This is a genomic window from Paenibacillus sp. TCA20, assembly GCF_000732325.1.
GTDB lineage: Bacteria > Bacillota > Bacilli > Paenibacillales > Paenibacillaceae > Paenibacillus > Paenibacillus urinalis.
This window is the reverse complement of the sequence record NZ_BBIW01000009.1, coordinates 106,491-131,491: the sequence shown is the minus strand read 5'-3', so window position 1 is coordinate 131,491 and position 25,001 is coordinate 106,491. Positions and strand designations below refer to the sequence as shown.

Genomic DNA, 25,001 nt, shown 5'->3' with positions numbered 1-25,001 from the left:
CTTCCCCATCAGCTTGGATGGACAAAGAGTATTTTCACTTAAATCAGCTTCCGGCTGTACCACTTCTCGCCCCGGAACCTTAGCCAGAAGATCAGGCCGCGGACACCCCATTCAAAGACCATTGCAATCCATACGCCCATGATACCGTAGCCGAGCGTAATGCCCAGCACATAGCCAAGACCAATGCGGAGAAGCCACATCGACAGCAGCGATGTCATGGACGTAAAATTGGAATCCCCTGCCGCACGAAGCGCAGAAGGTAGAATAAAGCTTGTAGACCACAAAAATGGCTGCGCAATAGCAATCAGCAGCGTCAGGCCGAAGATAATCGGCACGATCTCCTCAGGCGGCGAGAACAGCTGCACCACCAACGGGAACAGCGGCAGCAAGATGGCTGCAATGACAACGAAGAAGATACTCGACAGCCAGAGCAGAGATCTTATAAATTTGCGGGCATCCTCGGTATTCTTGTTACCAATACATTGCCCGACGATCGTAACGATTGCGATGCTCAGCGCGCTGCCGCCGATCTGGAACACAAGTGATATCGAGCCGGCAATCGCATTGGCTGTAATGGCAAACGTCCCCAGCTGAACAATAAAGGTCTGCGTTAGCAGCTTCCCACCATTGAAGAACATTTGCTCCGCGGCGAACGGTATGCCCACGGTCATAATTTTCTTGAGGATAGAGAAATTAAGCTTCAATAAATTTTTGATACGGAACAGCAAGGACTGATTGATCTTCACGAGATAATACAGCGACGCTGCTGCCCCGATCACTCTTGCCGTCAGCATGGATATAATGAGACCCATTACACCCATATCCAGCACGGTGATGAACAAAATGTTCAGCCCTAGAAAGGTCAGATTCATGATAAGCGATAGAATAAGGCACGGTCTTGTCTCCGCCACACCTCGCAGCACCCCGGTACCTGCCTGAAATATAGCTATAAAAGGATAGGACAAGCAGCTTCCGATCAGGTACAGCCTCGCATTATCAAATACAGCGGCTTCTGCTCCGCCAAATAACAGATTTAAGATGGGCGTATGAAAAGCGATCACGAGCACACATAGGAATATGGAAAGAATAGCGACAGCGGATATAGCCTGTGATGCGGATTTGGCTGCCATCTCGGGATTACCGCTGCCCTTGTACTGGGCAACAATGACGGTACCTCCCGTCGCAACGGCGACAAATACGTTAATGAGGAAAATATTCAGGGAGTCGACCATGCTCACCGCACTGACAGCGGCGACTCCAGAGGAGCTGATCATGGCCGTATTTAACAGACTCATCAAAATAATAAAAGCTTGATCCACAAATATCGGGATAATAATCGCGATCATTTGCTTATAATCAAGCGTGTTACCCGTAAAATATTTATTCAGCAAGCCTGCTGAGGTCGATTTGGGTCGTATATAGGGTTCCGGTGAATTCAAAGCTCATCATCTCTTTTTCAGTGTATTAGAATCAATTGCCACACTATTATAGCACCTTCACAGCTCTTGCATAGTGATAACCATCCTTTTTCTCATTTAATCATTCGGCTTGACGTAATACATGGTATAAATGAGATCGAAAATGATGCTTGTAAATCGGTTTCCACTCCTCTATACTAATACCATCATCTTAATAGTAAACAGGTGTTCATTAATGCAAACATTAAAAGAAGAGATCAAAGACCGCATTCTTGCCGCGGCCCTCTCTGAATTCGAACAGTATGGCTATGCTCAATCCTCTATGCGGCGAATTGCCGGCACGGCTGGCATTACAACGGGTAATATCTATCGGTATTTCAAGAATAAGGACGACCTATTCCACGCTGTACTTGAACCGACCTTCGTCAAGTTCATCAAGTATACGATGGATATTAAGGATGCCGTTGACCGCACCAATACGATTGATGCCTTTGAAACGCTCAACTGTATTCAGCTCGTAGACGATACCCTCGTGGAACTAATGAAGGAATCGAGTATTGAGATCAAGATACTGCTGACATTAAGTCAGGGATCTGCTTACGAACAGGCCAAGCAGGATTTGATCGAGATTGTTGCACAAATACTGGAGAAGGTCATGCTCATTGCGAAGAACATTACGGAGTTGCACGATCCGAAGGATCAATTATCTGTTCAAATGTTCGCTACCACCATGATCGAAGGTATATGCATCATTCTGCGTGATCATGAGGAAGGAAGCACCATCAAATACCTGGTAGATGAGCAGCTGTACGTATTCGGAGAAGGATTCGCGAAAAAATTAAGCCGGTGATGTCATCATTGGTTTTTTTTGATCGTAAAATGAACATGTGTTTACTAATCTATCTATAGAAAAAAAGGAGTCAGAGAGAATGCAAAGAATCGTCAAATGGCGGGTGCTCATTCTAGTCGTGTGGCTGGCACTGGCGGGTCTATTGACCGTATTTCAGCCCGATGTGAATGCCATTCTGCATGAGAGAGGACAGGATCCGCTGACAGAGGACAGTCCTTCCAAGGTCGCCAGCCAAATGCTGAAGAAGATTGACGGCGATAAGGGAACGAGCAATATTATTGTTTTTCATAACGAAGACAAATTATCAGACACGGAGCTTGCAGACATTGAAACCGGCATTAACAATATCCGTGATCACATGTCTGGCCTTGGCATTACCGAGCTCCTGGATCCGTTCGGAACACCGGAAGCGAAGTCCTCGCTCATCTCGGAGAACGAAACCACACTTATGGTCAGCTTCAGCATTGATAAGGGCGACCGTGAAGTGAAGGATATCAAGCAGGAGCTTGAATCCGAGCTGTCCGGTGTGGATACGGATTTTTACTTAAGTGGTGAAGATTTCATTCAGAACGACTACTTGGAAGCAACCATCATTGGGGTAGAAAAAAGTGCTGCCCTGACGGTTGCCTTCATACTAATCGTCCTCATTATCATGTTCCGGTCTGCATTGATTCCTTTCATCTCTCTGCTGACTGTCGGGATTACTTATCTCGTCTCCATGGGGATCGCGGCGCAGATTATCGACAAGCTCGATTTCCCTGTAACCAGTGTAACGCAGATGCTGCTTGTTCTTATCCTGTTTGGGATCGGAACGGACTACAACATTCTTCTATTTAATCGTTTCAAGGAAGAGCTGTCCCATGGAGCAGGCGTCGATGAGGCGATATCGACCACGTACCGTACTGCGGGCAAGACGATCTTGTACAGTACCCTTACGGTGTTCATTGCCTTCGCGGCACTCAGCTTCTCCGACTTTGGTATTTACCAATCTGCCAATGTCGTCGCGATCGGTACCGTAATTCTGATCGCTCAAATCTATACCTTAACACCGTTCTTCATGAAGACCCTCGGACCGAAGCTTTTCTGGCCTTCGAAGCAGGATGCAGGTCACAAGGACAGCAAGTTCTGGGGCAAGCTGACGTCTATTTCCGTGCGGTTTCCGGTCCTTACGACCGTTCTCATCATTCTCGTGATGATCCCTGTGCTGATGTTCAGCAAGCAGACCTTGTCATTTGACCAGCTGAAGGAGCTTGGCAATGGCTATCCATCGACCAAGGGCTTCAGCCTTGTTGCCGACAATTTCAGCAAAGGTCAGGCGCTGCCGACCAATGTCGTTATTGAATCGGATGAGCCGATGGATAACAACGAAGCGCTCACCGCGCTGGATCAGGTCACGAATACATTGAAGAGTCTACCGGGTGTAGATCAGGTATCCAGCGTGACACAGCCTCAATTCGAACCAATCGAGGACTTCTATGTTTCGAGTCAAGCCGAAACGATTACCGGTGGCATCTCCGCCTCCAAAGACGGAGTAGATCAGATCAGGGATGGTCTGACCCAGATGGAGGAAGGCTTATCTACACCTGACTTCTCTCAGGTTGATGAGCTTGTATCCGGATCGAGCGAGATTGAGTCCGGATACCGTCAGCTGACCGATGCAGTAGGACAGCTTGGAAGCGGGCTTGATGAAGGCGCCGCTGGTGCTGACGGTCTTGCTGCAGGTATTACAGAGATCAGGAACGGACTTGGTGCCATCGTATCCAGTACTGGAGAGCTGTCGAGTGGACTCACTGAGATTCACAGCCAGTACGAAGCCCTTCGCAGTGGATATACTGCACTATCGGAGCAGCTTCCTGGAATTCAGACCGGTATGGCAGGCATCAATACTCTAGTCTCGGCTCTTGGTGACAGTCATACAGAGCTGCAGCAGGACGAGACATACAATCAGCTTAAGGCGCAAGGTACCGCACTCGAAGGCGGACTCGCCAAGATTACAGGCGGGTTGAATGAATTGAATGAGAATTACGGCAAGCTGAACAGCGGCTTCGATACCGCTGCAGGCGGCTTGGCACAAGTGAACAGCGGCCAAGAGCAGATTCTGGCTGGCCTGAGTGAGCTCGAACAAGGAGCGAAGCAGCTCTCTTCCGGTCTATCCGAAGGTGCAGACGGCTCATCGGTCATTACATCGAACATGGATCAGCTGAATGATGCACTTGCTCAGGTCAATGCGGGACAACAAGAGCTCACCAGCGGATTATCCCAGCTGTCCAGTGGTATGGGCAGCCTGAAGGACGGCCTTGGTCAGAGCGGCAATGGACTTAACGACATATCCGAAGGTCTTGATCAGACAGGTGACTTCCTGGCGCAATATGAATCGGCGAAGACCTTCTTCATTCCGAAGGAAGCTTTGGAAGCAGAAGAATTCAAGACATCGCTTGATACCTTCATGTCCGATGACCGCAAGGTAACGAAGATGATGGTTATTCTGAAGGAAGACCCTTATTCCATGGGAGCAATGGATACGATTGAGGACATTAACGAAACACTGGCTGCAAGTCTGAAGGGTACGGTGCTTGACGGGGCTGCTTACGGAGCTGCCGGACCAAGCTCCTTCACTTATGACACGAACAAAGCACAGCTTGAGTCCTTCAACAGTACAGCCATTCTCGTTATTCTCGGCGTATTTATCGTACTGCTGTTCGTTATCAAGTCACTGCTGCCATCCATCTACATTATTTTGGCGCTGATCGCTTCCTATTACACGGCCATGGCTGCAACGAATTTTGTAACGTATCAGATCTTGGGAGCTGACGGGGTATCCTCCTTCGTTCCATTCTTCTCCTTCATCATCATCGTCGCCGTCGGTGTCGATTACAGCATCTTCTTCATGATGCGCTATAAGGAGTATGGCGATCTTAACCCGACTGCAGCACTTGTGAAGTCCGCGAAAAATATCGGCGGAGTCATCATCTCGGCGATGATTATTCTCGGCGGAACATTCGCCACGCTGATCCCATCCGGACTTGTCCTGCTGATTGAGCTGGCAACAGCCGTAATGGCCGGACTGATCGTGCTGTGCTTCATTCTTCTGCCTATGCTTGTACCAGCACTCATTGTGCTGCCACAGAAATGGGGTAAGAAGAATAAGGCTTCTGATCAAGCATCCCATCAAACGTTTGATGCATAAGGATTGCAGTTTATCATCAATTGGCTCGATCTAGAGCACCAGAGCTTGAAGTATTAAAAATAGAACCCCGATTCTTCATTTGAGAAGGATCGGGGTTCTTTTTGACTTAAACGCTAGTTGCCTTAAGCTACCAGCCTAATAGCTATTAGCCTGTTACACAAACAAACCAGCGATAATACTTGTAATGATGGAGGCAAGTGTCGCAACAAGCAGTACCTTGAGGCCGAATTTGGCAACCACGGCTGCTTTTTCACCACTGATCGCTTGGATCGATCCACTGATAATCCCGATGGAGCTGAAATTCGCAAATGACACCAGGAAAGTAGAGACGATCGCAACCGTCTTGGGACTAAGCTGCTCGATCAGCGGCTGGAACTCCAGCATAGCTACAAATTCATTCGTTGCCAGCTTCATTCCCATAATGGAGCCCGCCGTTACCATTTCACTTGCCGGAATTCCCATAATCCAAGCTATCGGACTGAAGATATATCCTAGAATTGCGGTAAAAGAAATACCTAATATCGATGTTAGAGCTCCATCTAGAAGCGCAATGAGTCCAACATAGGCAATCAGCATCGCACCTACGATCAGTGCAACTCTACCTCCATCCAGTGCACCAGCCGAGATTGCCTCGAAGATGGATTTGGTCTGGGATACTTCCCGTACATCAATCTTCTCATCCTCGCTTGGCTTCGAAGGAGCGACCATCGTTGCTATGATCAGCGCTGACATGGCGTTCAAGATCATGGCTACTAGAACATACTGCGGAGGAATCATTGTCATATATGATCCCATGATGGACGCAGACACCGAACCCATGGCAGAGGCACATACAACAAACAGCTTGTTATCATTCATCTTCTGCAGATGATGCTTGATCGCAATCAGTGACTCGGATTGGCCGAAGAAGATCGAGTTCACCGCATTAAAGGTAAGTACATTCGACAGTCCCGTAATCTTCGCAAGGGCTCCTCCGATATACTTGATTGCCAGCGGCAGCACTCGAATATGTGTCAGTATGGACAACAGCGTTGCCGTAAAGATAATGAGCAGCAGCACGTTGATAAAGAACACGCTTGCTTCTGGCGGAGCCCATCCCCCAACGACAAATTCAATTCCTTGATATCCGTAGGACAGCACCTTCGTTACAAAGTTCGATACACTCTCTACAATGCTTACACCAATGCTCGTTTTGAACATAAATAGGGCAAGCAATATTTGAAGAACGAACAGAACTCCAATGGCTTTGAAGTTGATATTCTTCTTATCGTTGCTGAGCAGGAATCCAAGTCCTAGTGTCAGTATAAGCCCAAGAATTCCAATTACAATTGACATTACGCACCTAAACTCCCTTTTACTTTTGATTAAAGCGCATTTACTCAAAATTACGCGCCTCGTCTACATTACACAGTTACGCAACCTATTGCAAGTCAGCTTTTTCCTCTATATTTCTATTTAAAAAAAGCAATTTCTTAAACTTTACCCCAATTTGCGGCGTTTATTCATATAATGGAAAATAAGCGCTTCTACTGCTCCCAAATCACAATGAAGGAAAGGATCATCTGATGAAGAAGTTTAAACTGATCGCAGGCTTGCCCATTTCCATCCTGTTGACAGCCGCGATACTATGGCGAATTCTGTCACTGCATTATGCTTCTTTCGAAGAGCTGGTACTGGATTACGTAAGAGAAACAGATACATATTATATGATTGATATTACGAAGAGAGTTGAGGACATTGAGGATTGGGAACGTGTTGAAATCACAGACCCATCGGAGATGCAAAAGTTAATATCTCATTTTTCTAAGATGAAACTGGAATCATCCAGTGAGGGTGGCCTCCCATGGGAATACTACACTGTCCGGATCCAGCTGAAGACTGGGGCTCATTTCGATATGGACATATATAATGATCAATATATTCGCATCGAAAATTCACGCAGATCAAGGGACAAATATAACGCGGGCGAATTTAAAATTTCTAATGGGTTTGATACGGCAATTCTGGAACAATATTTCAAGTAGTATTGAATGGAAATAAGGAGACGAGAGAACTGGTTACAATCTTCGATATATCAACTAAGAAGTGATGTAAGGAGGTTACCAAATGTTTTACTATGATGTGCGTTGCTATAATTGTAAGAATACATTCAGGGTATACGAAGGTTCACAAAAATATAAACAAGCTAAAGAAAGAAAGGATAAGTTTTTTTGTTGCGAAGATTGTGCTGATAAAATACGCATTGAAGCAATCATGAATTTTATGCGCGAAATGAATCGTTAGTAATTTGGAAAAAAAAGAGTCTGGCCAACCGAATTAATCGTTAGCCCAGACTCTTTTTTTTCATTCCATCATTTTAGTATAAGGGGAATCCTGAAAGCCAGACTACATTTACAGCTGCAGCCCCATCGCTCTGTACATAAAGGAGGCAAATTCACCACGCGTAACGGTATCCTGTGGTCTATAATTGTCCAGCTCGACCGTTATTCCGTGCTGAGCCAGGATCATAACATCCTCTTTGTGTGCGGTCTTCACATTCGTCGTCACTACCGTGTGCGGACTGTTGGACAGCTTAGGCAGATCAAAGGCTCTTACCAATACAGACGCCATCTGTTCTCTCGTCAGTGACTGCCCACCCATAAACAAATCTGATCCGCCTAGGAGAATTCCTTCACGGTATACTGCAGCTATTACCCCCGCATACTCATCCTCGGATGAAATATCCTCAAAGCCCTCAAGTATGGTACCCGCATTGTCCGGAATATTCAGATGCAAGCCTTTTGCTATAATATCAGCTGTTTCCGCACGGGTGATCGGCTCATTCGGCAGAAATTCGGATTGATCCGCATCGATCGCTCCGGCCGCTGCCAATGACATCACTGCAGGAAAGTATGGACTATTGGGTTTAACATCGGCATAATCTGCAGACTTCTCAATTAATACGGGCAGCTCCCGATGATGGGTTGCCTGTTCATAATCATATGCCATCGCAATCAGCTCGGCTTCTCCCCACATCTCGCCAAAGAACGCGAGGCCAAAGGGTGAGCCATTCTCGTAATATCCTGCAGGCACCGTAATTAATGGCAGGCCGCTGATATTAATCTCGGGCACCGTTGTCGCGCCAATATCGCCTTCGCCCAGCTTCGGAATCCGGTTAGACATTTGTGGATACACAAACCCATCCAGATCATGCTCTTCCATGACACTGTCCAAGATTCGCAGATACTCTTCTCTAACTTCATTGAACTCCGTTAAATCTGGTGTCTTCTTCGCATCTGTAATTGCCGTATCAATATTCGCAAATCTTCCTTCCATAAAACTAAGCGGTCCACCTTTGACCCACGGAACCTCACCGGCCTCTTCAAATACGCTTTGAATAGATAAGGTATCGTCTTCGGGATTTAAATTCTGAATATAGCTCTCCAGGTCATAGAAGAATGTCTCCATGCCGACATTTCCCGTCTTCTTCACATACTCTTTGAAGCCTGATCCGGCAAAAGGATCCTCCACTACAATAGCCCCTTCTTCCTCCAGCTCCTTCACAGCTTGTTCATATAGCGCTGTGGTCTCTGCAGACAGCTCACTATCACGCCAGCCCGGTCCATACAGACCTAACCTCTTGCCCTTAAGCGCCTGATCACTCACGGCTGCTGCGTAGCCTTCCTCAGGAATATGGCCAATAGCAGCCTCTGTTTTCTCATCCTTCTCCGAATAACCGGCCATAACATCGAGCATCACTGCCGCATCCAGCACAGTTCGGGCATGCGGTCCAAGAACGTCCCGGGTGCTCCCGGCAAGCGGTGTAACTCCTGTTGTCGGGATCAGTCCGAACGAGGGCTTGATACCGACGATCGCTTGCGCTGCTGCCGGATTCTGAATCGAGCCTCCCGTCTCCTCGGCAATTCCAAGGACGGCCAAATTCCCCGAGATCGCCATTGCTGTCCCGCTGCTGCTGCCGCCCGGTGCAATGGAAGGATCGACTGCATTATACGTAGGTCCAGCCCAGCTCGTATTCGCATGCGTTCCTGTTGCGCTGAAGGCCGGAATATTCGTCTTCCCGATGATGATGGCCCCTGCTTCCTTCAGCCGTGACACGACCGGAGCATCCTCAGCAGGCATCAGTTCAATGCCACCCGCTGATTTACTAAGGGGGGCCCAGCCGAATGTGCTTGGGAATCCAGCGACATCCACTGCTTCCTTGATGACGACGGGTATACCCGCAAGCGGACCCAGCTCCGCTCCTTCACTTCGAAGACGGTCAATCTCCTCCGCCTCTTGCAGGGCGTTATCATTCATGAAGGTGAACGCGTTATATGTATCCTCATACTTCTCAATTCGATCCAAATAAGCTTGGACGATCTGCTTAGCTGTATATTTTCCACTGTTGTATCCCTCGGTCAATTCACTGACTGTCATCTCTTCCAATCGAATCTGTTCCTGCGCATGCACGGTTGAAGGTGTTCCCGCCAGCTCAGGTATAGCTCCGATCAACATTCCGGAAATGACGAGGGACATGGTTCTTTTTGCTAGAATGGTCATTCTCATGATCATAACTCCTTTCTCTCTCGTAGTTAGTAACTCTCGAAACCTATTTTATACTTCATTTGCTAGATTTCAATTTTTTGTCATATGATCTGACATTACAATTTTTTATAAGTCTTATGCCTTGTAGATTTTCAACGTTTTTTTTGATAGGTTGAAGTCAAGTATGATGAGGAGGAATGCAGATGCTGCAGCTTATCGCCCAATCTGGATCTGTAGAAGACTATTTATGCGAAACAAAGGAAGTGAATTACTCACATCCTTCCATTCAACAACTGGCAAATGAGTTGTACAGCACTTCGGTAAGTGAAACCGAATTCGTAAAAATCGCCTTTGAATATGTCCGGGATCAGATTGCTCACTCCTGGGATATTCAGAGCTCACGCATTACGTGTATCGCATCGGATGTATTGCTATATCAGGAAGGTATATGTTATGCCAAGTCCAATTTACTCTGTGCCATATTGCGGTGCAAAGGAATTCCGACAGGATTTTGTTATCAGCGTCTAACGCTTGGAGATACCCCGGAAATGGGGTACTGCATCCATGCATTAAACAGTGTTTATCTTCAGTCGATAGGCAGATGGATCAGACTTGATGCGAGAGGAAATAAGTCAGGTGTGAATGCAAAATTCTCATTAGATGAGGAACATCTTGCATTTCAGATACGCGATTACTATGAAGAGATGGATTACCCTATAATTTACACAGCTCCTCATCCAAAAACAATTGACGTACTACGCCGACATTCCGATTGTATTCAGATGTATCTTCACGGCCTACCGACAGAAATTTAGTTCCATAAACAGTAGAGGTAAGCACAATGAAGGACCCTTCTTATTCTTCTCAGAAGGGCCCTCTTCGTAATGTACGTACTTATGTCTGAATCCGGAATCCTAAATTTTAAATTGCTGAACCAGCTCCTGCAGTTCTTCAGCAAGCTTGGATAACGAAGCCGAAGCTGCGCTGATTTCCTCCATGGATGCCAGCTGTTCTTGTGTTGAGCTTGCCATATCTTCGGATAAGGAAGCATTCTCCGTGGACAGCGTCAGCAAATTCTGAGCTGTTGATGTGACCTGTCCTGCACTTGCAGCAATCTGCTCAGACAGTGTCGCAACTTCTTCCACCTGAACAGGAATTTCCTGAATATTTTGAATGATGGAAGAGAAGGTCTCTGTCGTATTGAAGGAGATGGTGAGTCCACTCTCTACTTTTTCCGCAGCCAGCTTCATGCTATCCGCTGTGGTCTCCGTTTCCTTAAGGATGTGCCCGATCAGTTCGATAATTTGCTTCGCAGCCTCCTCTGACTGCTTGGCCAGATGACCGACTTCCTCAGCTACCACGGCAAATCCTCTGCCGTGCTCGCCCGCTCTTGCCGCCTCAATGGAAGCGTTAAGGGACAGCAGCTTCGTCTGCCCGGCGATCCCCCCGATGAGATCTACAATCACGGCAATCTCTTGAGAACGCTGTTGCAGCGATTGCAGCTGTTCATTAGATTTATTCACCGATTTGTATATCGCATTCATCTGATCCATCGTCTTCAGTACAGAATCATTCCCATCTACTGCCTGCTCTGCTGCCTGCTTCGTCAAATCCGAGACATGAACCGCATTCCCAGCTACCTTTTGAATGCCCATGCTGATCTGAGTAAGAGCTTCTACCGTTTGGTTCAACTGATCGTTCTGTGTTTCCGCCCGGCTGGCAACTTCCTGCAGGGAAGAAGCTACATATTCTGAAGCCGTGGCTGTTTGCATTGAGCTTGCGGTAAGCTCCTCTGAGGATGCGGCAACATGCTCTGATTTGGAGCCGATTTCCTGGATCAGCGTTCGCAGGTTGTGAGACATTTGATTAAATGAGCCTGCGAGGTCTCCAAGCTCGTCGTTATTTTTCAGCTGAATGTTCTCGGTCAGATCTCCTTCACTAATCCGGGCTGCTGATGTGCGCAGCGCTTGAAGCGGCTTCGTAATGGAGGCAATAAGATAGAATACGAGAGACAAGCCGAGCACAATGGCAACAACAATAACGATACTGGTTGCAATAAGAATAGGCTGGGTAATGCCTTCAATCTCGGTATCAAACACAAAACCGCCGACCTTCCAGCCCGTCAGCTCATTCGTGGTGAACTCCATACGTTTCGATTCCCCTTCAGAGGTAAATGAGAACTCGCCTTGTTCAGATGCGAACATCTGATCAAAGAAATCCTCACCTGCTCTTATACCTAGCTCCATCGTAGGATGAACCACAATATTCCTCTGTTGGTCCAGTACGATCGCATAACCCTCAGTACCGATGTTTACCTGGCCTGCAACTTGGCTCAAATTCTGCAGGTTTATGTCCATGCCGACAACGCCCGAGCCATCCTCTGTCATTTTTGCTACCGCGACGACCAGATTACCGGTTGCTGCTGATACATAGGGATCGGTAACGACGACCTGTCCCTTGTTCTCCATCGCCTTTTTATACCAAGGTCTCTGACGTGGATCGTAATCCTCGTTAAGCTGCTTTCTCGGAACCTGAATCATGACACCCTCTTCTGTTCCGACATACATGCTGTCTAAATCTCTATGGAATTGTATGTAGTTATCGAACTCGGCTCTAATATCAGGACTATCGACTCCATCATATCGCGTTGCATTGACATGGTTGGCGAAGATTACAACATCCTCTCGTTTAGGAGCAATGACATCTGTGATGACTGCGTTGATGACGTCCACGCTCTCATCCGCACTGCGCATGAATTCCTTATCCAGCACATGCTTCGCGGATTGGTACGATAGGGTCCCTATAAGAGAAGATGGGATAATAAGTACGATGAGAAATACGATGATCAGCTTATACTTCACGGTTAATCTCAGCTTGTTTTTGTTGGGCCACTTCAGCTTGCTCTTGTCGAACCCTTTCAGCTTCTTACTTAACTTGCTCACTCTAAAAAACCTCCAGTTCATTGGTTAAGCCATGCTCATTTACTGCATTTTTAATTGCCTATACTCCGCATAAAGTTAAAAGATTTACATTTATTCATCGGTCAAGCAGGATGATTTATTTAACATCACATGTAAAATAATTATTACTGCTGTGTTATGTGACACATTTTTTCTCAAGCAGCAGGCAATAAAAAAAGGCCCAATCCGGACCTTATTCGCAGGATTTATTGGGCCTACGCACCTATTTACACTCTTTTTTATCCGTGTCAGATGCCCCATTATCCCTAGCTAGACTAGTGCACTAACGGACTTCATCAGCCATCATATCCTAAGGTAGAAAGGGGATGAGAACCTGTGAAGAAGAAAATGCACTATACAAGCACAACCATCAAGAGCAAATGGACCAAGACCAAATGGCTCGACAAAAGCCCTGAAGTACAAGATTATCTTCCAAAAACGATGCCGTTCAGCCGAAGTAATCTGAGCAGCATGCTGTCACAGTACTCGACGGTCTTTTTTAAGCCGGAGAACGGTACTGGAGGCTACAACATTATAATAAGAATCAAGAAGCGCGATAATGGATACCAGTACCAGCACAACTCGGTCAAGAAGCAATTCAGTACGCTTGATAATTTATATAACGAATTAAAAAAACGAAATAACCGTGAGCCGTACCTGCTTCAGCAAGGCATTCAGCTTAAGAAAACCAACGGCAAACCGTTCGATATTCGGGTGATGGTTCAGAAATCGAGCAGCGGAAGCTGGAAATCAACTGGTATTTTTACCAAGATCGGTACCCCGGGTAAAGTAGCTACCAACTATCAGCAAGGCGGAAGCATCGGATTTATACGCCCCACCCTATTAAATGCTGGTTTCTCTAACACCACAGCAGAAGAGATCGAAGCAGAACTCAAAAAGCTCGGAAAATCTGTCGGCAAAGTATTTGATTCCCACAAGAATGGCTTCCATGAGCTGGGTCTCGATGTTGCGCTGGATAAGAATGGCGGAATCTGGATTCTGGAGGTCAACACAAGACCTCAGTTTTATCCGCTGAAGAACATGAAGGATAAGAGCCTATATCAGCACATTCTGACTAACGCCAAGAAATATGGACGTAAGAGATAGTTAAAGATTAGAGAGTTCAGGCATCATGCAAATGTCCCAATGCCTGATATTGACGAAGGCCAAGGGAGACGTTCACATGATAGTTCAGCTCGATTTCCCGTTCCGTAAATGCTAAGTGATATGTCACCATATAAGGTGTTTCGATATAGAACAGTGTCAGCTGCAGAGTATCACTGCGCATCCACGAAGCACAAGCTACAACCTCCTGTAAATGAAGGGATAGATCCTTATGGAATATTCCTTGCTGTGTCACCGGTCTGTTGAGGTCGAAGGCAAGCAGCTGATCACGCTCATCTTCATATTTCATTTGAAGCTCCAATCTGTCCCCTATGGTACGAAATTGGATCGAGCGCAGTCCTTCAGGATGCTCGTCAAACCTATAACATCTCCCATCTATCTCTCGAATGCCCGTCAGTACCTTCATAGGCCCCACTCGCTTCGGAAGCCTGGAACTCAGGTGAAGCTTCCTCTCCATCTGATTTAACTTATCGTTGTTTTTCAGGAAAGGGCTCAGCACATACGTATAGATCAGATCCAGCAGCGTTTGCAGCGGCTCCATGCTCTTGAAGCTGGAATTTACCGCAAGCACAATGCCTGCGGAAGGTGCAACGAAGCACAACTGGCCAAAAGATCCATCCCCTCTATAGCAGCCTTGCCTGCACATATGAAACTGGTATCCATATCCTTGCTGCCAGTCTATCCGATCCTTACGATCCGCTGTGTCACTATGCTTCGTCGTCGCCAGTTCAATATATTGTTCGGATACAATGCGCTTGTCTGCATATATTCCTTTATCCAGCAGCATTTGACCGAATCTTGCCACGCTGTCTGTCGTCAGACTGAGCCCCATGCCTCCTGCAGTGATACCCATGGGACAGGTCTCCCATATTGGGCGCGGGATATGCAGCGGATCAAACAATGTCGGCATCAGGAAATCTACCAGATTACGTCCTGTGACACGCTCAAGGATTGCAGAGAGCATATAGGTGGCATGTGTGTTGTACAGATGATGGGTTCCCGGTTCATACTTTACTTCTAAGGAGAGGAAGGCTCTTACCCAGTCCTGCTCCCTGGCGATTTCTGCATAAATATCATCGTGATGCCCCGTGTTCATAGACAGCAGGTGATGAATCGTCATCTTGGCCAGGTTAGGAGAGATCACTGGAGGAAGTTTATCAGGAAAAAAGGAAATGACCGGATCATCTAGACGAATGAGCCCTTGATCCCAAGCAATGCCTATCGCGATGGAAGTAAAGCTCTTGCTTAATGAATACAGCAGCTGAGGGCATCCCTTACGGTAAGGCTCCCGGTAGATCTCAGCCTTTATCACTCCATCCTTCATAAGCACAAGACTATTTACCTCTAGTTGTGATTCTTCAATTTTGGCGATTATCGAGGTCATCTCGTCTGTAGTCCCATCACAAATATCCAGAATACCTGATGTGTTGTCCTTGTCAGGCGTATCCTTTGTCCAACTCATTGACGTTTAACACCAGCCTTCTCCTTGTTCTCCTTCACTCGGAACTTAACGATCCTGCTGATAAGCTCATACGGGAGAGGCTGGTCCATTGGAAATTGCACAGAGCCCTTGGCGCTCTTATACTTCGATAGTTCATCCTTGAACGCGGCGATCCCACTTGCCCCCGGATAGAAGCCGATATGGTGCTTGAAGGCTGAATAATGAACCAGATTACCTGAAAGTGCAAACGTCGGCATCTGATAGCTGATCTTCTCCTTCGCCTCAGGTGCAGCTTCTCTAATGACCTGCCTCAACGTCTGCAATTTATTTTGAACATCAGGCGGGAACTGTGAAATGAAGGTGTCAATTAATTTACTCTCTGATTTATCCGTTGATGGATTTGTCTCTTCATTATTTTTCATATGGCGCTCCTTTAACGTTCGGATCTATAAATGATTGAGTAAGGAATGGTTTACATAGGAACTCGAACAGGTTAATCTTCTATACAATAGCCTCAGTAATATTAATTTATAGCCGATGAGGAGTGGTCTTATTGGAATCTGCAAAGTTTAGAACATTCTATAATCTCTCTATAATTTTAGGAGTTATATTAATTGTTAGTGGTCTCATTCTTTTTATACCTAGAAGTGTTAGATCCGATACTCCCGATAGTTATTTTTATCATATATTTATTTTACGCTATGTACTACCGATTTCGGGAACGCTTCTTATCCTCATCGGGTCATCTATGTATTCCATATATCGAACGCTAAAAGAAGAAATCAATGCACTCACAGAGAAGCTGAACTTAATAGAAAGAGAATCACGGAAATAGAAAGTTAAGCATACAAGCCAATATATTAGGTATTAAAAAGAGGGGTATCTGCCTCAATATCATTAAGATCAGACTTAGCTTAATGATATTAGGCATCTGCCCCCTCTTTTCTCCATTCAATTCTAATCTCTTACCTTACGAGAATCTGTCTTACTTCTCAAATCTAAACCAGCCAAAGTCAAAGTTACTGCCCGGCAGGAAGATGAACGTCACCTTCTGCTGACCTGTTACTGTCTCCAGCTCAAAGACCTGCTCTTCGTATCCGTTCGACTGCGTGAACTCTACAAGCTGATTGCTCTCGCCATCTGGACCTGCAAACCGGATATGAATCGTATTCTTGTCAATCGGTGAGCTGCCGTAGAATACAACTCTTGAGGCGCCTTCCGCCGTGAAGTCCATATCACTGAACTCCAGAGATACGTTATTACCGATCCCCTCTACGTGATCACCTGCAATGGTGAAGGTATCACCATAGATGTGATCGCACTGTGCGGCTGCATTCTGCTCGAAGGCTCTATTCTTCTTCTCGAACGTAAAGCCCTTGACGTGGATCTTCTGATTCAGCACAAAATAGATCGAAGTGATCCCGTTCAGTCGTTTGGACAGGCGGTACGTCTCCTCTTGATACACATTCCATTTGGATTCCTTCTGGTACACTACATCCGCTAGCAGGGTACTGCCTTCTTCCTCCGGCAGGCCCTCCCAGATCTGAATGAAGTATTCCTCATTGGAGAGCGCAAAGATCGGAATGGTCATCGTGTCCGAACCGTAAGCACCAAAGTCGATGTTCTGGAAGCCTACAACGGTCTTCCCATCACGGCTCGTTGCGAAGCCTTTCTCATTCCCGTTGCTGACATCGCCTATCGCATCATCGTACAGACCTCCGGTAATAAAGCCATACGGATCTTTGAAGGCAGTGCCGAGCCCTTCAGCTCTGAATTCCAAGTGGGAGATCAGCTTGGTCTTGTCGGTTCCGTTCTTGCTCGTGGCGCGTACCAGGAATTCACCATCACCAAGTGCGCTGATTGTAGCCGTATGCCCGTCTGCCTCAATCTTCGCGATGTTAGACTCAATCCCGGCATCGTTAACGACAGACCACTCAAGATCCGTATAGGACGTATTCGCCGGATACAGAATCGCTTCTACGGTTAGTACTGTATTCGATGGATTCAGCACCTGACCTTTACTACTAATGAGCTCAATTTTGCGCAGCGGAACCTCAGCTTCACTTCCCATCACAATCGCCATGGCCTCGTTCTTCGTGTTTGCATCGATGCTGCCCAGCTGTGCTTCATCCGCTGCAGGAACAGACTGGAATTCAGCAGATTGTCCTATAAGACCCTCAGAGCTCACCTCAATCTTAATCGCTCCCGGCTCCTTCGTCGCACCAATAATCGCCATCAGCTTGCCGCTGAACAGTCGTTTGCTCTGTCCTTTGTATTGATCATAATCTGTGCTGTCCCCGCTATCGAGACCAATCAGGCGCCCCGCGCCGCTTACGCTGACATTCACACGATTATTTGCATTCTGTACCACGTTCCCTGCTTCGTCTTCCACATTAATCTCTACAAAAATAAGGTCCGTGCCGTCAGCAGTAAGCTCTGTCTTATCCGGCAGCAGGCGAATCTTCGCTGCATCCGTATAGGATTTTTGCACATCTGTCGCAATAACATGGCCATTCTCGTCATATGCAATCGCCTTAAGCTCACCTGGCTCGTAAGGCACCTTCCACCAGCCGACCAGCTGCGTACCGTTCTCATGATCAATGTCATATGTTCCGATCGTACTGCCGTTCAGCTGCAGCTCAATTCTCGGTGCATTGGAGCACACGCGTACATCGATCATTTGACCAGGGCTGAAATCCCAATGAGGGAAAATGTGAACCATCGGTGCTTTCTTATAATCTGTCCAGGCCGATTGATAGATGTAATAGGAATCTTTTTTGAAAGTAGCGGTATCCAGCTGTCCAAAATAAGAGTTCTTCGTATGATACGGCGTCGGCTCACCAATATAATCGAAGCCGGTCCACAAGTATTGTCCAAGGGAGTACGGCGTGTCTCTTTCGGCCAAAATACATGCCTCCGCCGACTTCGCTCCCCAGCTGGTCGTACTGTTGCCAAGCGCAGAGCACTGCTCATCATCGTCGGCCAGGATCGCTTTTTCAAACGGGAAATGATAGATTCCTCGGCTCTGTACGACCGAAGCCGTTTCGCTTCCGTAGATGATCCAGTCCGGATGCTCTTCATGATGCTCGTCATAATACTTCTCAGCATAGTTATAGCCCGCCACTTTCACGATGTCTGCACATTTCTGCGCATTCTCCCATGGCATGTAGTTAGAGCCGATTGTGACACGTCCATTCTGCTTCGGATCAAATTCCAGCACATAGTCCATCAGCATTTGGGTCACTTCTTGTCCGCGCTCATCTGCATGCGTATCATAAATCTCGTTGCCGATACTCCACATAATAAGGCTTGGATGGTTGCGGTCCCGCATCACCCAGCTCTTCACGTCCGTATGTGCCCATTCCGGGAAAAATCTTGCATAGTCATAAGGCGTCTTGGATCTCTCCCACATATCAAAGCCTTCAGAAACAATCAGCATTCCCATCTCATCCGCCAGCTCCATGAACGCCTTCGCCGGCATGTTGTGAGCTGTACGAATGGAGTTCACGCCCATCTCCTTCAGCAGCTCAAATCTTCGGCGCAGAGCAGTCACGTTAAATGCGGCTCCGAGAGCTCCCAAGTCATGATGCTCGCAGACGCCGTTCAGCTTCATCTTCACACCGTTCAAGCGGAAGCCGTCGTTCGGGTCCATACTGACCGTGCGGAAGCCAATATTCTGAGTCACCTTCTGAGCCGTTTCCCCAGCCATCTTCAGTTCAGTGACCAGCTGGTACAGATAAGGCTCATCGGTACTCCACAGTATAGGGTTCACGGCGGTCAGCTGCTGGCGGTTCGTTAATGTGGATTCTGTTCCTGCCGCAAGCTGATCTGAAGAAGCAGCGATAACCTTCCCCTGATCCATAATGGTGTGAACGAGCTCACCGTCCTGCAGAAGCTCTACATCTGTATCCACTTCAACCAGCCAGCCCTGTTCCTGCTGAGTCGTAGATACATAAATTCCGTTCGTCACGATATGATTGCTCTCTCTGGTCTTAAGCCATACGTCACGGTAAATCCCTGCTCCAGAATACCATCTGCTGTTCGGGCTTTGGTGTACAACCTTAACGATAATTTCGTTCTCACCAGGTACCAGTGCCTTCGTGATCTCATGCTCAAAGGCAGAATATCCATACTTCCATTCGCCCACAAGCTGTCCATTTACATAGACAGAGGAATTCATATAAACACCGTCAAAAGCGAGAAGCACCTGCTTCTCACCCTCGCTGTATGTAAATTTCTTGCGATACCAGCCAATGCTGTTCTCATATAAGTCGAGCGAGTTATAGATTAACCAGTCATGAGGAAGATCGACCGGGACATATTGAAGCTCTGCCGCTGCTGCTGCATCCAGTTCACTCGGATCCTGTCCTCCTATCCCCGCGTCCTTTGCTTCAAGGTGCATCTTCGCAAATTCCCAGCCATCATTAAACAATATTTGTTGATTCATAGGTCACCTCTCACATTTACTCATTTGATTATGATGATTGCGTTTATATATATAGGTACTGGCAGGCAAAAAAAGAAGAAGCAAAGAAGGCTCCGCCACCGCACCCTCATTCACTTCCTCATTGTAACATGAAAACGTTTGATTTCTTACCCGGATTCTTCGCAACAAAAAACCGCAATAATTCGACATTCACTCTACCTCACGCAGCAAATCCCGGGTATCTTCTCCCAGCTCACCAAGCCGCCATATAGCATACTTATGAATTCCCTCACGACTTGCTGCCTCCATCCAGCCTTGGAGTGTCTCGTGATCGGCGTACCACACCGTATGGGGTGCCCCATCCTCATCCGTGTAATTAAAATACAAGCTGCAACTCTTCGTATCTCGTTCAGGAGTGATCCGATATAAATCCAGCAAATCTGCGGCTGCCTTCTCCGTAAGAGAGACCGTGCTGCTGCCTTCGGACCAATCAAAGCCCCCCGCTGAAAAAGCAATGACCGGATCCCCGGGCAAATGACTCATTCTCGCAGCAAGCTCCTCAATAAATGCCATATCTGCTTTCGGACCTGGTCCGCTGTGCCCTCCATACAAATTGTAGGCCATCATAACATACTCCGGTCCCTCAGGCAGCTTCAGCTCCTCAATAGGTGCCTTGGGTTCAAGTACAATACGCAGAGACACATTCATCTCGTCAAGCTCAAGAGCCAGCTCCTCATAAAACCGGATCATATTCGGCCAATCCTGATCTTTTATCTGCTCGTAATCAATCTCGATTTGATCCAGGCCATATCGCTCTACGATCTTCGTAATGCTCTCCATATGTCGTGCTCGCGATTCGTTCGTTGCGGTAAGTCGTGTCAGCAGCTCAGGGTCCTTCTGGACCGCACTTCCATCGTCATGAATGATATCATTGACCAGCGTCAGTCCAATTTGTGCATCAGAATCTGCATCCACACCCGTCAGCTCATGCAGCCGGGGAAGAGCATTCGACATCGTCTCTGTAAAATACAGCTCATCCCGCTCATCAAAATAAGCTGCAAACAGCTGTACATCAACGGTCCCCTTGTGCAGGGCAGACCAGTCCTCAATGCCTGCTTCCCACTGCCAGTCGGTAATCCAGACCGACAGCTCCTGAGCGGGCAGCTCTGAAGCCTGCTCGGGAGCTTCAACCGGAGCCTGAGCGCTCTTGTTCTGCATCAGGAAGTACAGCAGGACAGTGAGTAAACCCATTACCAGAAGGGCAACAAGTACAATTCCCGGCTTTCCATACCGTCCTCGCCGTCCAACATTTCCACGTTTCCCGCGCTTAACATCGCTTGTCCTAACCACATCGTATCTCCATTCTATAACTCGTCATGATTGATCGTGCCTCATCAAAAGGTTTCGACTGCCCAATCAATGGCTGAATTGAAAGCATTCCTTACCGAATAGGATACTCTCTCCCAGCCAGTTGGAATATTGCTGTACAGTTTGGAAGGTTCCTCAGCATCCGGTTCACTTACATATACTTCAATCTCTTTAAAGATCCCGTCATAGATCGTGTCCTTCTTGTTCTGCTTGTGATAAGCAGCATAGAGCATAAGCTTACCTTCATCTATGGAAGGATCAACAGGCAGCTGCTTAATCCATTCTGCATCATCTACAGTAACGCTAAGCTTGTCCTTCTGCAGCGATATCTGAATTAGACGTTGATCCGCAATATTAATCGGATATTCCTCATCTGCATCCCGATCTCCCGCCGTTGTCTGCTCCTTGGTATACACAGAGGCTTTATCATACGCCAGGTCTTCATGGGACCAGATCACCGGATCCAGCTTCTCTTCATAGATGGTTTCTTCCTCGTGACCGGCTGTCTTCTGTACGACTCGCAGACTGTTATTTACAAGATCGACCCGCAGGTAGCTCCCCTTCTCTTCATCGTTTCTTAAATACACTCCCTGACGACCCACTACATTGCCTGCAGCTTCGAAGCGCATTGAAATGTCGTTTGAGCCTGTAGAATCAAACAGCGCAAGTCTTCCCATCCCCCCGGCGGGTGATGTGAGAATGATCTCGCCTTCTTTAAACTCAGCTGCCCCTGTTATTAGACGCCACTTCTCTGCTTCGCGCTCATCTCCTTGGACGAACACCAGAGCCTGACCCGAATCCTGCACGATCTTCATCAGCAGATGATTGGTTGACCAATAGGGGGCGGGCTGAACCCGGCTTAGATTATACACTTGATCGGCCTGAGTATTCAGTGCATTGCCCTCCCGATTAAAGTGAAGGTTGAACAGCTCTCTGATCTGCTGCTCATTGGCATTCGTCACCAGCCTGTTCATCCCGTTTCCCAGCGCATTGGCGTGCATGATCATATATACGCCGGGAACATAACCAAGTGAATCCGTATATATATTTTTCATCAGATCATAATCGGTCTTAATTCTGGCTTCCATCTGCGTTCGGTCTTCAGCAGGGATCATATTCTTGTCCCTTATAAAATCCATTAAGTAATGATTGTAGTACTCGATATCTGATTTATCAGGCAGCTCGCTCTCATCCTTCTCTCCGATGAACCGGCCTTCCTCATCAAATACGTTAATATAACTCAGCCGATAGCCATTCGACCCCAGCTCCCAATATCCCGTCTTCGTCATCTTCAGCATTTCCTTCGGCTGCACAAACTTCCGTTCGCTGTTGCCTATCTTGTTGGCATAAGAGAGAAACGTTGCCTTGTAATTAAACCTCTCTAGCAGAGGCTGAGCGAATAAGCTGGAATCGTTCCGACCATCTTCGAAGGACAGAAACAGTGCCTTCTCCGGCAGAGGCTTCCCTTCATGGTAATAATCAAGGATGTCCTGCTGCGATATCGTTACGTACCCCTGATCATACAGTGCCTCCAGCTGATCCTTCAGCTGATCCTTATCCACAAGCTTGGCTGTACCTGCCCGTCCGACACCAAAATAGGATATCGCTATAAAACCGTCCGTTCCCGTCCACGCAGCCCGGTCAGGCTCCTCGTACTTATCGATATTAAACAACGTTTTTATGAGCAATAGGGCTAATAGAATCAGCACAATGAACTGGATCATCGACTTGCGCAGCTTTCGCGCATTCTTCTGGTGAACATCCATAGCGGCAGTCTTATGCTTATTGATCATCTAGGCCTGCCATCCTTTTTTCATTTTTCGTTTGTTCTTGCGCTCTTCCTTCTTCTTCCTTGCCTCAATGTCCTGTGGTGTCTCCCGCGTACCCCAAGTGGACTTCCAGAAGGTGAACCAGGCCACAGGCATCTGCCACAAGAGAATGAACTCATAAAATACGCAGAACACAAATCCGAACACCCACAGCTTGCTCTTCCTGAACAAGAGGTGTGCAAGACTCATCAGCAGTGCCATCATGAACAGTCCCATCAGGAAGGTAAAAGGAAAGACATGATGAACAACCGGCACATAGACGAGGTTATAGAGAACGATAACAGGCGCGGCAATGGGAACAATGACTCCAATATAAAAGAATAATGCCATGAACGGTTCTTTGCGCCATATAAAGGTTCCTGCACGCAAGGACTCACGCAGCCACGAGCGCTTCCACCGCATCTGCTGCTTCAGGAAGACATTCATTTTGGACGGAACGATCGTGGAGCATATGGCCGTATCCTGATAACCTGTCCGGTGGGTTTTTAGAATGTAGTTCGTCATGCTTCGATCGTCGCCGAATGTCGCAGGCTGCCCCAGGAACTTCTGATTCAGCCAAGCATCCGCGTGCTGAAGCACCAATTCCTTGCGATAGCAGGACAACGGACCGGACAAGCAGGTTACACTGTCGAACCAGGATTCCGCTGCTTTCATAATACGAAAAGCGATAAAATAGCGAACGGTCTGCAGCTTGGTGATCGTGTTCGTATACGTATTCTCCACGTCCGTTCGACCAGCAACGCCGCCCATCTTCGGATCCTGGAAGGGCTGCACCAGATGGCGAATAGCCGTTGGCTCAAGAAAGCTGTCCGAGTCAACAAAGACGACAAGGTTATGCTTCGCCATCTTTACCCCTCTAACCAGAGCTTCCCGCTTGCCCCCATTCTCTTCAAGCACAACATAAGAGAGTCTCTCTGCGGTCCCATACCGTTCCGCCTCTTGATGGATCATTTCAATGGTCTCCTGGATGCGCTCTACTGACCGATCTGTGGAGCGGTCATCGACCACAATGACCTCCAGCTTGTTCACCGGGTAATCCTGATTGATACAGCTAAGGATCGTTCGATGAATCCATTCCTCTTCATTGAAGCATGGGATAATAATAGACACACCCGGCGTATACAGCGGATCCACCTTGACATCCCTGTACATCGCGCCGAACAAGTACCGGGTCAGCAAGAAGGCTGCCGCAATCAGACTATATAAGTAAAGAACTACATTATATTTGAAATAAATGATACTCTCTGCTCGCATCAGCATAATCAGCAGCACCGCGAATAGGAGGATGGCACTGGCAGAATAGACAGAATATCCCCAGCGCTTTTTCTGAAGATAAGAGGTCAGCGGCTTCTCAAAATCAAGGGCGATCTGCACACTGCCTTCTGAATCCTCGGTTTGCTCCTGTGTGACAATACGGACCACCTTCGCATCCATATTGACTGACGATTCGAATCCCTCCGGCATAGCCCCCGGCGGGATCTTGAATCTGGCATTCACTCGGCTCCCAACCTGTAAATGATGCTTCGGATGGTACAGTTCCATTAACAGTCCGGTCGAAGAAATATCGATTGACTTGCCTCTAAGCGCATGCCTGCTCTTTCGGCCTTTTGGTGTAACGTTCACTTCAAATTCTGCCAAATAACGCAGACTGAGCTTACGCAGCCGATTAATGTAATCAACATCTATTCCTTCCGTTCCCTCAGCCGCCGCAATACCGCGCCGATCTGTTGAGCCCCGAACCTTCTCGGGGTCTGGCACATAGGACAGCTTCCGCCTGTCTGGACGGGTCTTGGTCAGCTTTTCTCTTGTCAGCTTTTCTTTTTCCTCTTTGATTCTGTCTTTTCTACTTATCATATCGAAGCTCCTATCTGTG

Annotated in this window: 16 protein-coding genes; 6 read left to right on the top strand and 10 right to left on the bottom strand. The window is 47.3% G+C overall.

All coding sequences use genetic code 11. The annotated features are described in order from the left end of the window. Window positions 1–38 precede the first annotated feature (38 nt). Entirely contained in the window at window positions 39–1,346 is a 1,308-nt protein-coding gene (locus TCA2_RS17325) for an MATE family efflux transporter (protein ID WP_081872641.1), read from the bottom strand. Window positions 1,347–1,653: 307 nt separating this feature from the next. Here TCA2_RS17325 and TCA2_RS26260 point away from each other — a divergent pair, with 307 nt between their 5' ends. Both TCA2_RS26260 and TCA2_RS17315 read left to right on the top strand, forming a co-directional pair. Then, entirely contained in the window at window positions 1,654–2,268 is a 615-nt protein-coding gene (locus tag TCA2_RS26260; protein WP_052512125.1) for a TetR/AcrR family transcriptional regulator, read from the top strand. A 79-nt stretch (window positions 2,269–2,347) separates the two neighbouring features. Beyond that, the gene (locus TCA2_RS17315) at window positions 2,348–5,455 is read left to right on the top strand and encodes an MMPL family transporter (RefSeq protein ID WP_047912857.1); all 3,108 of its coding nucleotides are present in this window, start codon (window positions 2,348–2,350) and stop codon (window positions 5,453–5,455) included. A gap of 153 nt (window positions 5,456–5,608) precedes the next feature. On the opposite strand, the gene TCA2_RS17310 is transcribed toward TCA2_RS17315, so the two are convergent. Then, window positions 5,609–6,790, bottom strand: coding sequence for a NupC/NupG family nucleoside CNT transporter (locus tag TCA2_RS17310; protein WP_047912856.1), 1,182 nt, complete (start codon window positions 6,788–6,790; stop codon window positions 5,609–5,611). A 230-nt stretch (window positions 6,791–7,020) separates the two neighbouring features. Between TCA2_RS17310 and TCA2_RS17305 the strand changes: the two genes are divergently transcribed. Next, a complete protein-coding gene (locus TCA2_RS17305) occupies window positions 7,021–7,479 on the top strand; it encodes a hypothetical protein (protein ID WP_047912855.1) in 459 nt (152 codons plus the stop codon). A gap of 82 nt (window positions 7,480–7,561) precedes the next feature. Further along, window positions 7,562–7,738: a DUF2197 domain-containing protein gene (locus tag TCA2_RS26725; protein ID WP_081872619.1), complete on the top strand. Its 177-nt coding sequence runs from the start codon at window positions 7,562–7,564 to the stop codon at window positions 7,736–7,738. Between the two features lie 108 nt (window positions 7,739–7,846). On the opposite strand, the gene TCA2_RS17300 is transcribed toward TCA2_RS26725, so the two are convergent. After that, window positions 7,847–10,000, bottom strand: a complete 2,154-nt coding sequence (locus TCA2_RS17300; RefSeq protein ID WP_238546434.1) for an amidase family protein — start codon at window positions 9,998–10,000, stop codon at window positions 7,847–7,849. A gap of 185 nt (window positions 10,001–10,185) precedes the next feature. Here TCA2_RS17300 and TCA2_RS17295 point away from each other — a divergent pair, with 185 nt between their 5' ends. After that, window positions 10,186–10,794 carry a transglutaminase family protein gene (locus tag TCA2_RS17295; RefSeq protein WP_193746079.1) on the top strand — a complete coding sequence of 203 codons (609 nt, stop codon included), beginning with the start codon at window positions 10,186–10,188 and terminating at the stop codon, window positions 10,792–10,794. 99 nt (window positions 10,795–10,893) lie between these two features. Here TCA2_RS17295 and TCA2_RS17290 read toward each other — a convergent pair whose 3' ends face one another. Next, window positions 10,894–12,921, bottom strand: coding sequence for a methyl-accepting chemotaxis protein (locus TCA2_RS17290; RefSeq protein ID WP_052512123.1), 2,028 nt, complete (start codon window positions 12,919–12,921; stop codon window positions 10,894–10,896). Window positions 12,922–13,275: 354 nt separating this feature from the next. Between TCA2_RS17290 and TCA2_RS17285 the strand changes: the two genes are divergently transcribed. After that, window positions 13,276–14,046 (top strand): YheC/YheD family protein, encoded by a 771-nt coding sequence (locus TCA2_RS17285; protein WP_238546433.1) that lies wholly within the window; start codon window positions 13,276–13,278, stop codon window positions 14,044–14,046. A gap of 16 nt (window positions 14,047–14,062) precedes the next feature. Here the strand turns inward: TCA2_RS17285 and TCA2_RS17280 are convergent, their stop codons facing one another. From TCA2_RS17280 to TCA2_RS17250, 6 genes are all read right to left on the bottom strand, one after another. Then, window positions 14,063–15,526, bottom strand: coding sequence for a serine hydrolase (locus TCA2_RS17280; protein ID WP_238546432.1), 1,464 nt, complete (start codon window positions 15,524–15,526; stop codon window positions 14,063–14,065). After that, window positions 15,523–15,927: an iron chaperone gene (locus TCA2_RS17275; protein WP_047912853.1), complete on the bottom strand. Its 405-nt coding sequence runs from the start codon at window positions 15,925–15,927 to the stop codon at window positions 15,523–15,525. Before TCA2_RS17275 ends, TCA2_RS17280 begins: the two co-directional genes overlap by 4 nt. A gap of 563 nt (window positions 15,928–16,490) precedes the next feature. After that, window positions 16,491–19,952 carry a glycoside hydrolase family 2 TIM barrel-domain containing protein gene (locus TCA2_RS17265; protein WP_047912851.1) on the bottom strand — a complete coding sequence of 1,154 codons (3,462 nt, stop codon included), beginning with the start codon at window positions 19,950–19,952 and terminating at the stop codon, window positions 16,491–16,493. Window positions 19,953–20,141: 189 nt separating this feature from the next. Beyond that, window positions 20,142–21,281, bottom strand: a complete 1,140-nt coding sequence (locus TCA2_RS17260; protein WP_238546431.1) for a glycosyl hydrolase family 18 protein — start codon at window positions 21,279–21,281, stop codon at window positions 20,142–20,144. A 44-nt stretch (window positions 21,282–21,325) separates the two neighbouring features. Continuing rightward, the gene (locus TCA2_RS17255; RefSeq protein ID WP_047912850.1) at window positions 21,326–23,092 is read right to left on the bottom strand and encodes a polysaccharide deacetylase family protein; all 1,767 of its coding nucleotides are present in this window, start codon (window positions 23,090–23,092) and stop codon (window positions 21,326–21,328) included. Next, complete coding sequence (locus TCA2_RS17250; protein ID WP_047912849.1) at window positions 23,093–24,982, bottom strand: glycosyltransferase; 1,890 nt, start codon at window positions 24,980–24,982, stop codon at window positions 23,093–23,095. It lies immediately after the preceding gene. Between the last annotated feature and the right edge of the window lie 19 nt (window positions 24,983–25,001).

Coding starts and splice junctions, on each gene's coding strand:
- TCA2_RS17300 (WP_238546434.1), bottom strand. CDS start 10,000: ATGAGAATGACCATTCTAGCAAAAAGAACCATGTCCCTCGTCATTTCC.
- TCA2_RS17325 (WP_081872641.1), bottom strand. CDS start 1,346: ATGATCGCGATTATTATCCCGATATTTGTGGATCAAGCTTTTATTATT.
- TCA2_RS17275 (WP_047912853.1), bottom strand. CDS start 15,927: ATGAAAAATAATGAAGAGACAAATCCATCAACGGATAAATCAGAGAGT.
- TCA2_RS26260 (WP_052512125.1), top strand. CDS start 1,654: ATGCAAACATTAAAAGAAGAGATCAAAGACCGCATTCTTGCCGCGGCC.
- TCA2_RS26725 (WP_081872619.1), top strand. CDS start 7,562: ATGTTTTACTATGATGTGCGTTGCTATAATTGTAAGAATACATTCAGG.
- TCA2_RS17250 (WP_047912849.1), bottom strand. CDS start 24,982: ATGATAAGTAGAAAAGACAGAATCAAAGAGGAAAAAGAAAAGCTGACA.
- TCA2_RS17310 (WP_047912856.1), bottom strand. CDS start 6,790: ATGTCAATTGTAATTGGAATTCTTGGGCTTATACTGACACTAGGACTT.
- TCA2_RS17265 (WP_047912851.1), bottom strand. CDS start 19,952: ATGAATCAACAAATATTGTTTAATGATGGCTGGGAATTTGCGAAGATG.
- TCA2_RS17315 (WP_047912857.1), top strand. CDS start 2,348: ATGCAAAGAATCGTCAAATGGCGGGTGCTCATTCTAGTCGTGTGGCTG.
- TCA2_RS17305 (WP_047912855.1), top strand. CDS start 7,021: ATGAAGAAGTTTAAACTGATCGCAGGCTTGCCCATTTCCATCCTGTTG.
- TCA2_RS17255 (WP_047912850.1), bottom strand. CDS start 23,092: ATGATCAATAAGCATAAGACTGCCGCTATGGATGTTCACCAGAAGAAT.
- TCA2_RS17280 (WP_238546432.1), bottom strand. CDS start 15,526: ATGAGTTGGACAAAGGATACGCCTGACAAGGACAACACATCAGGTATT.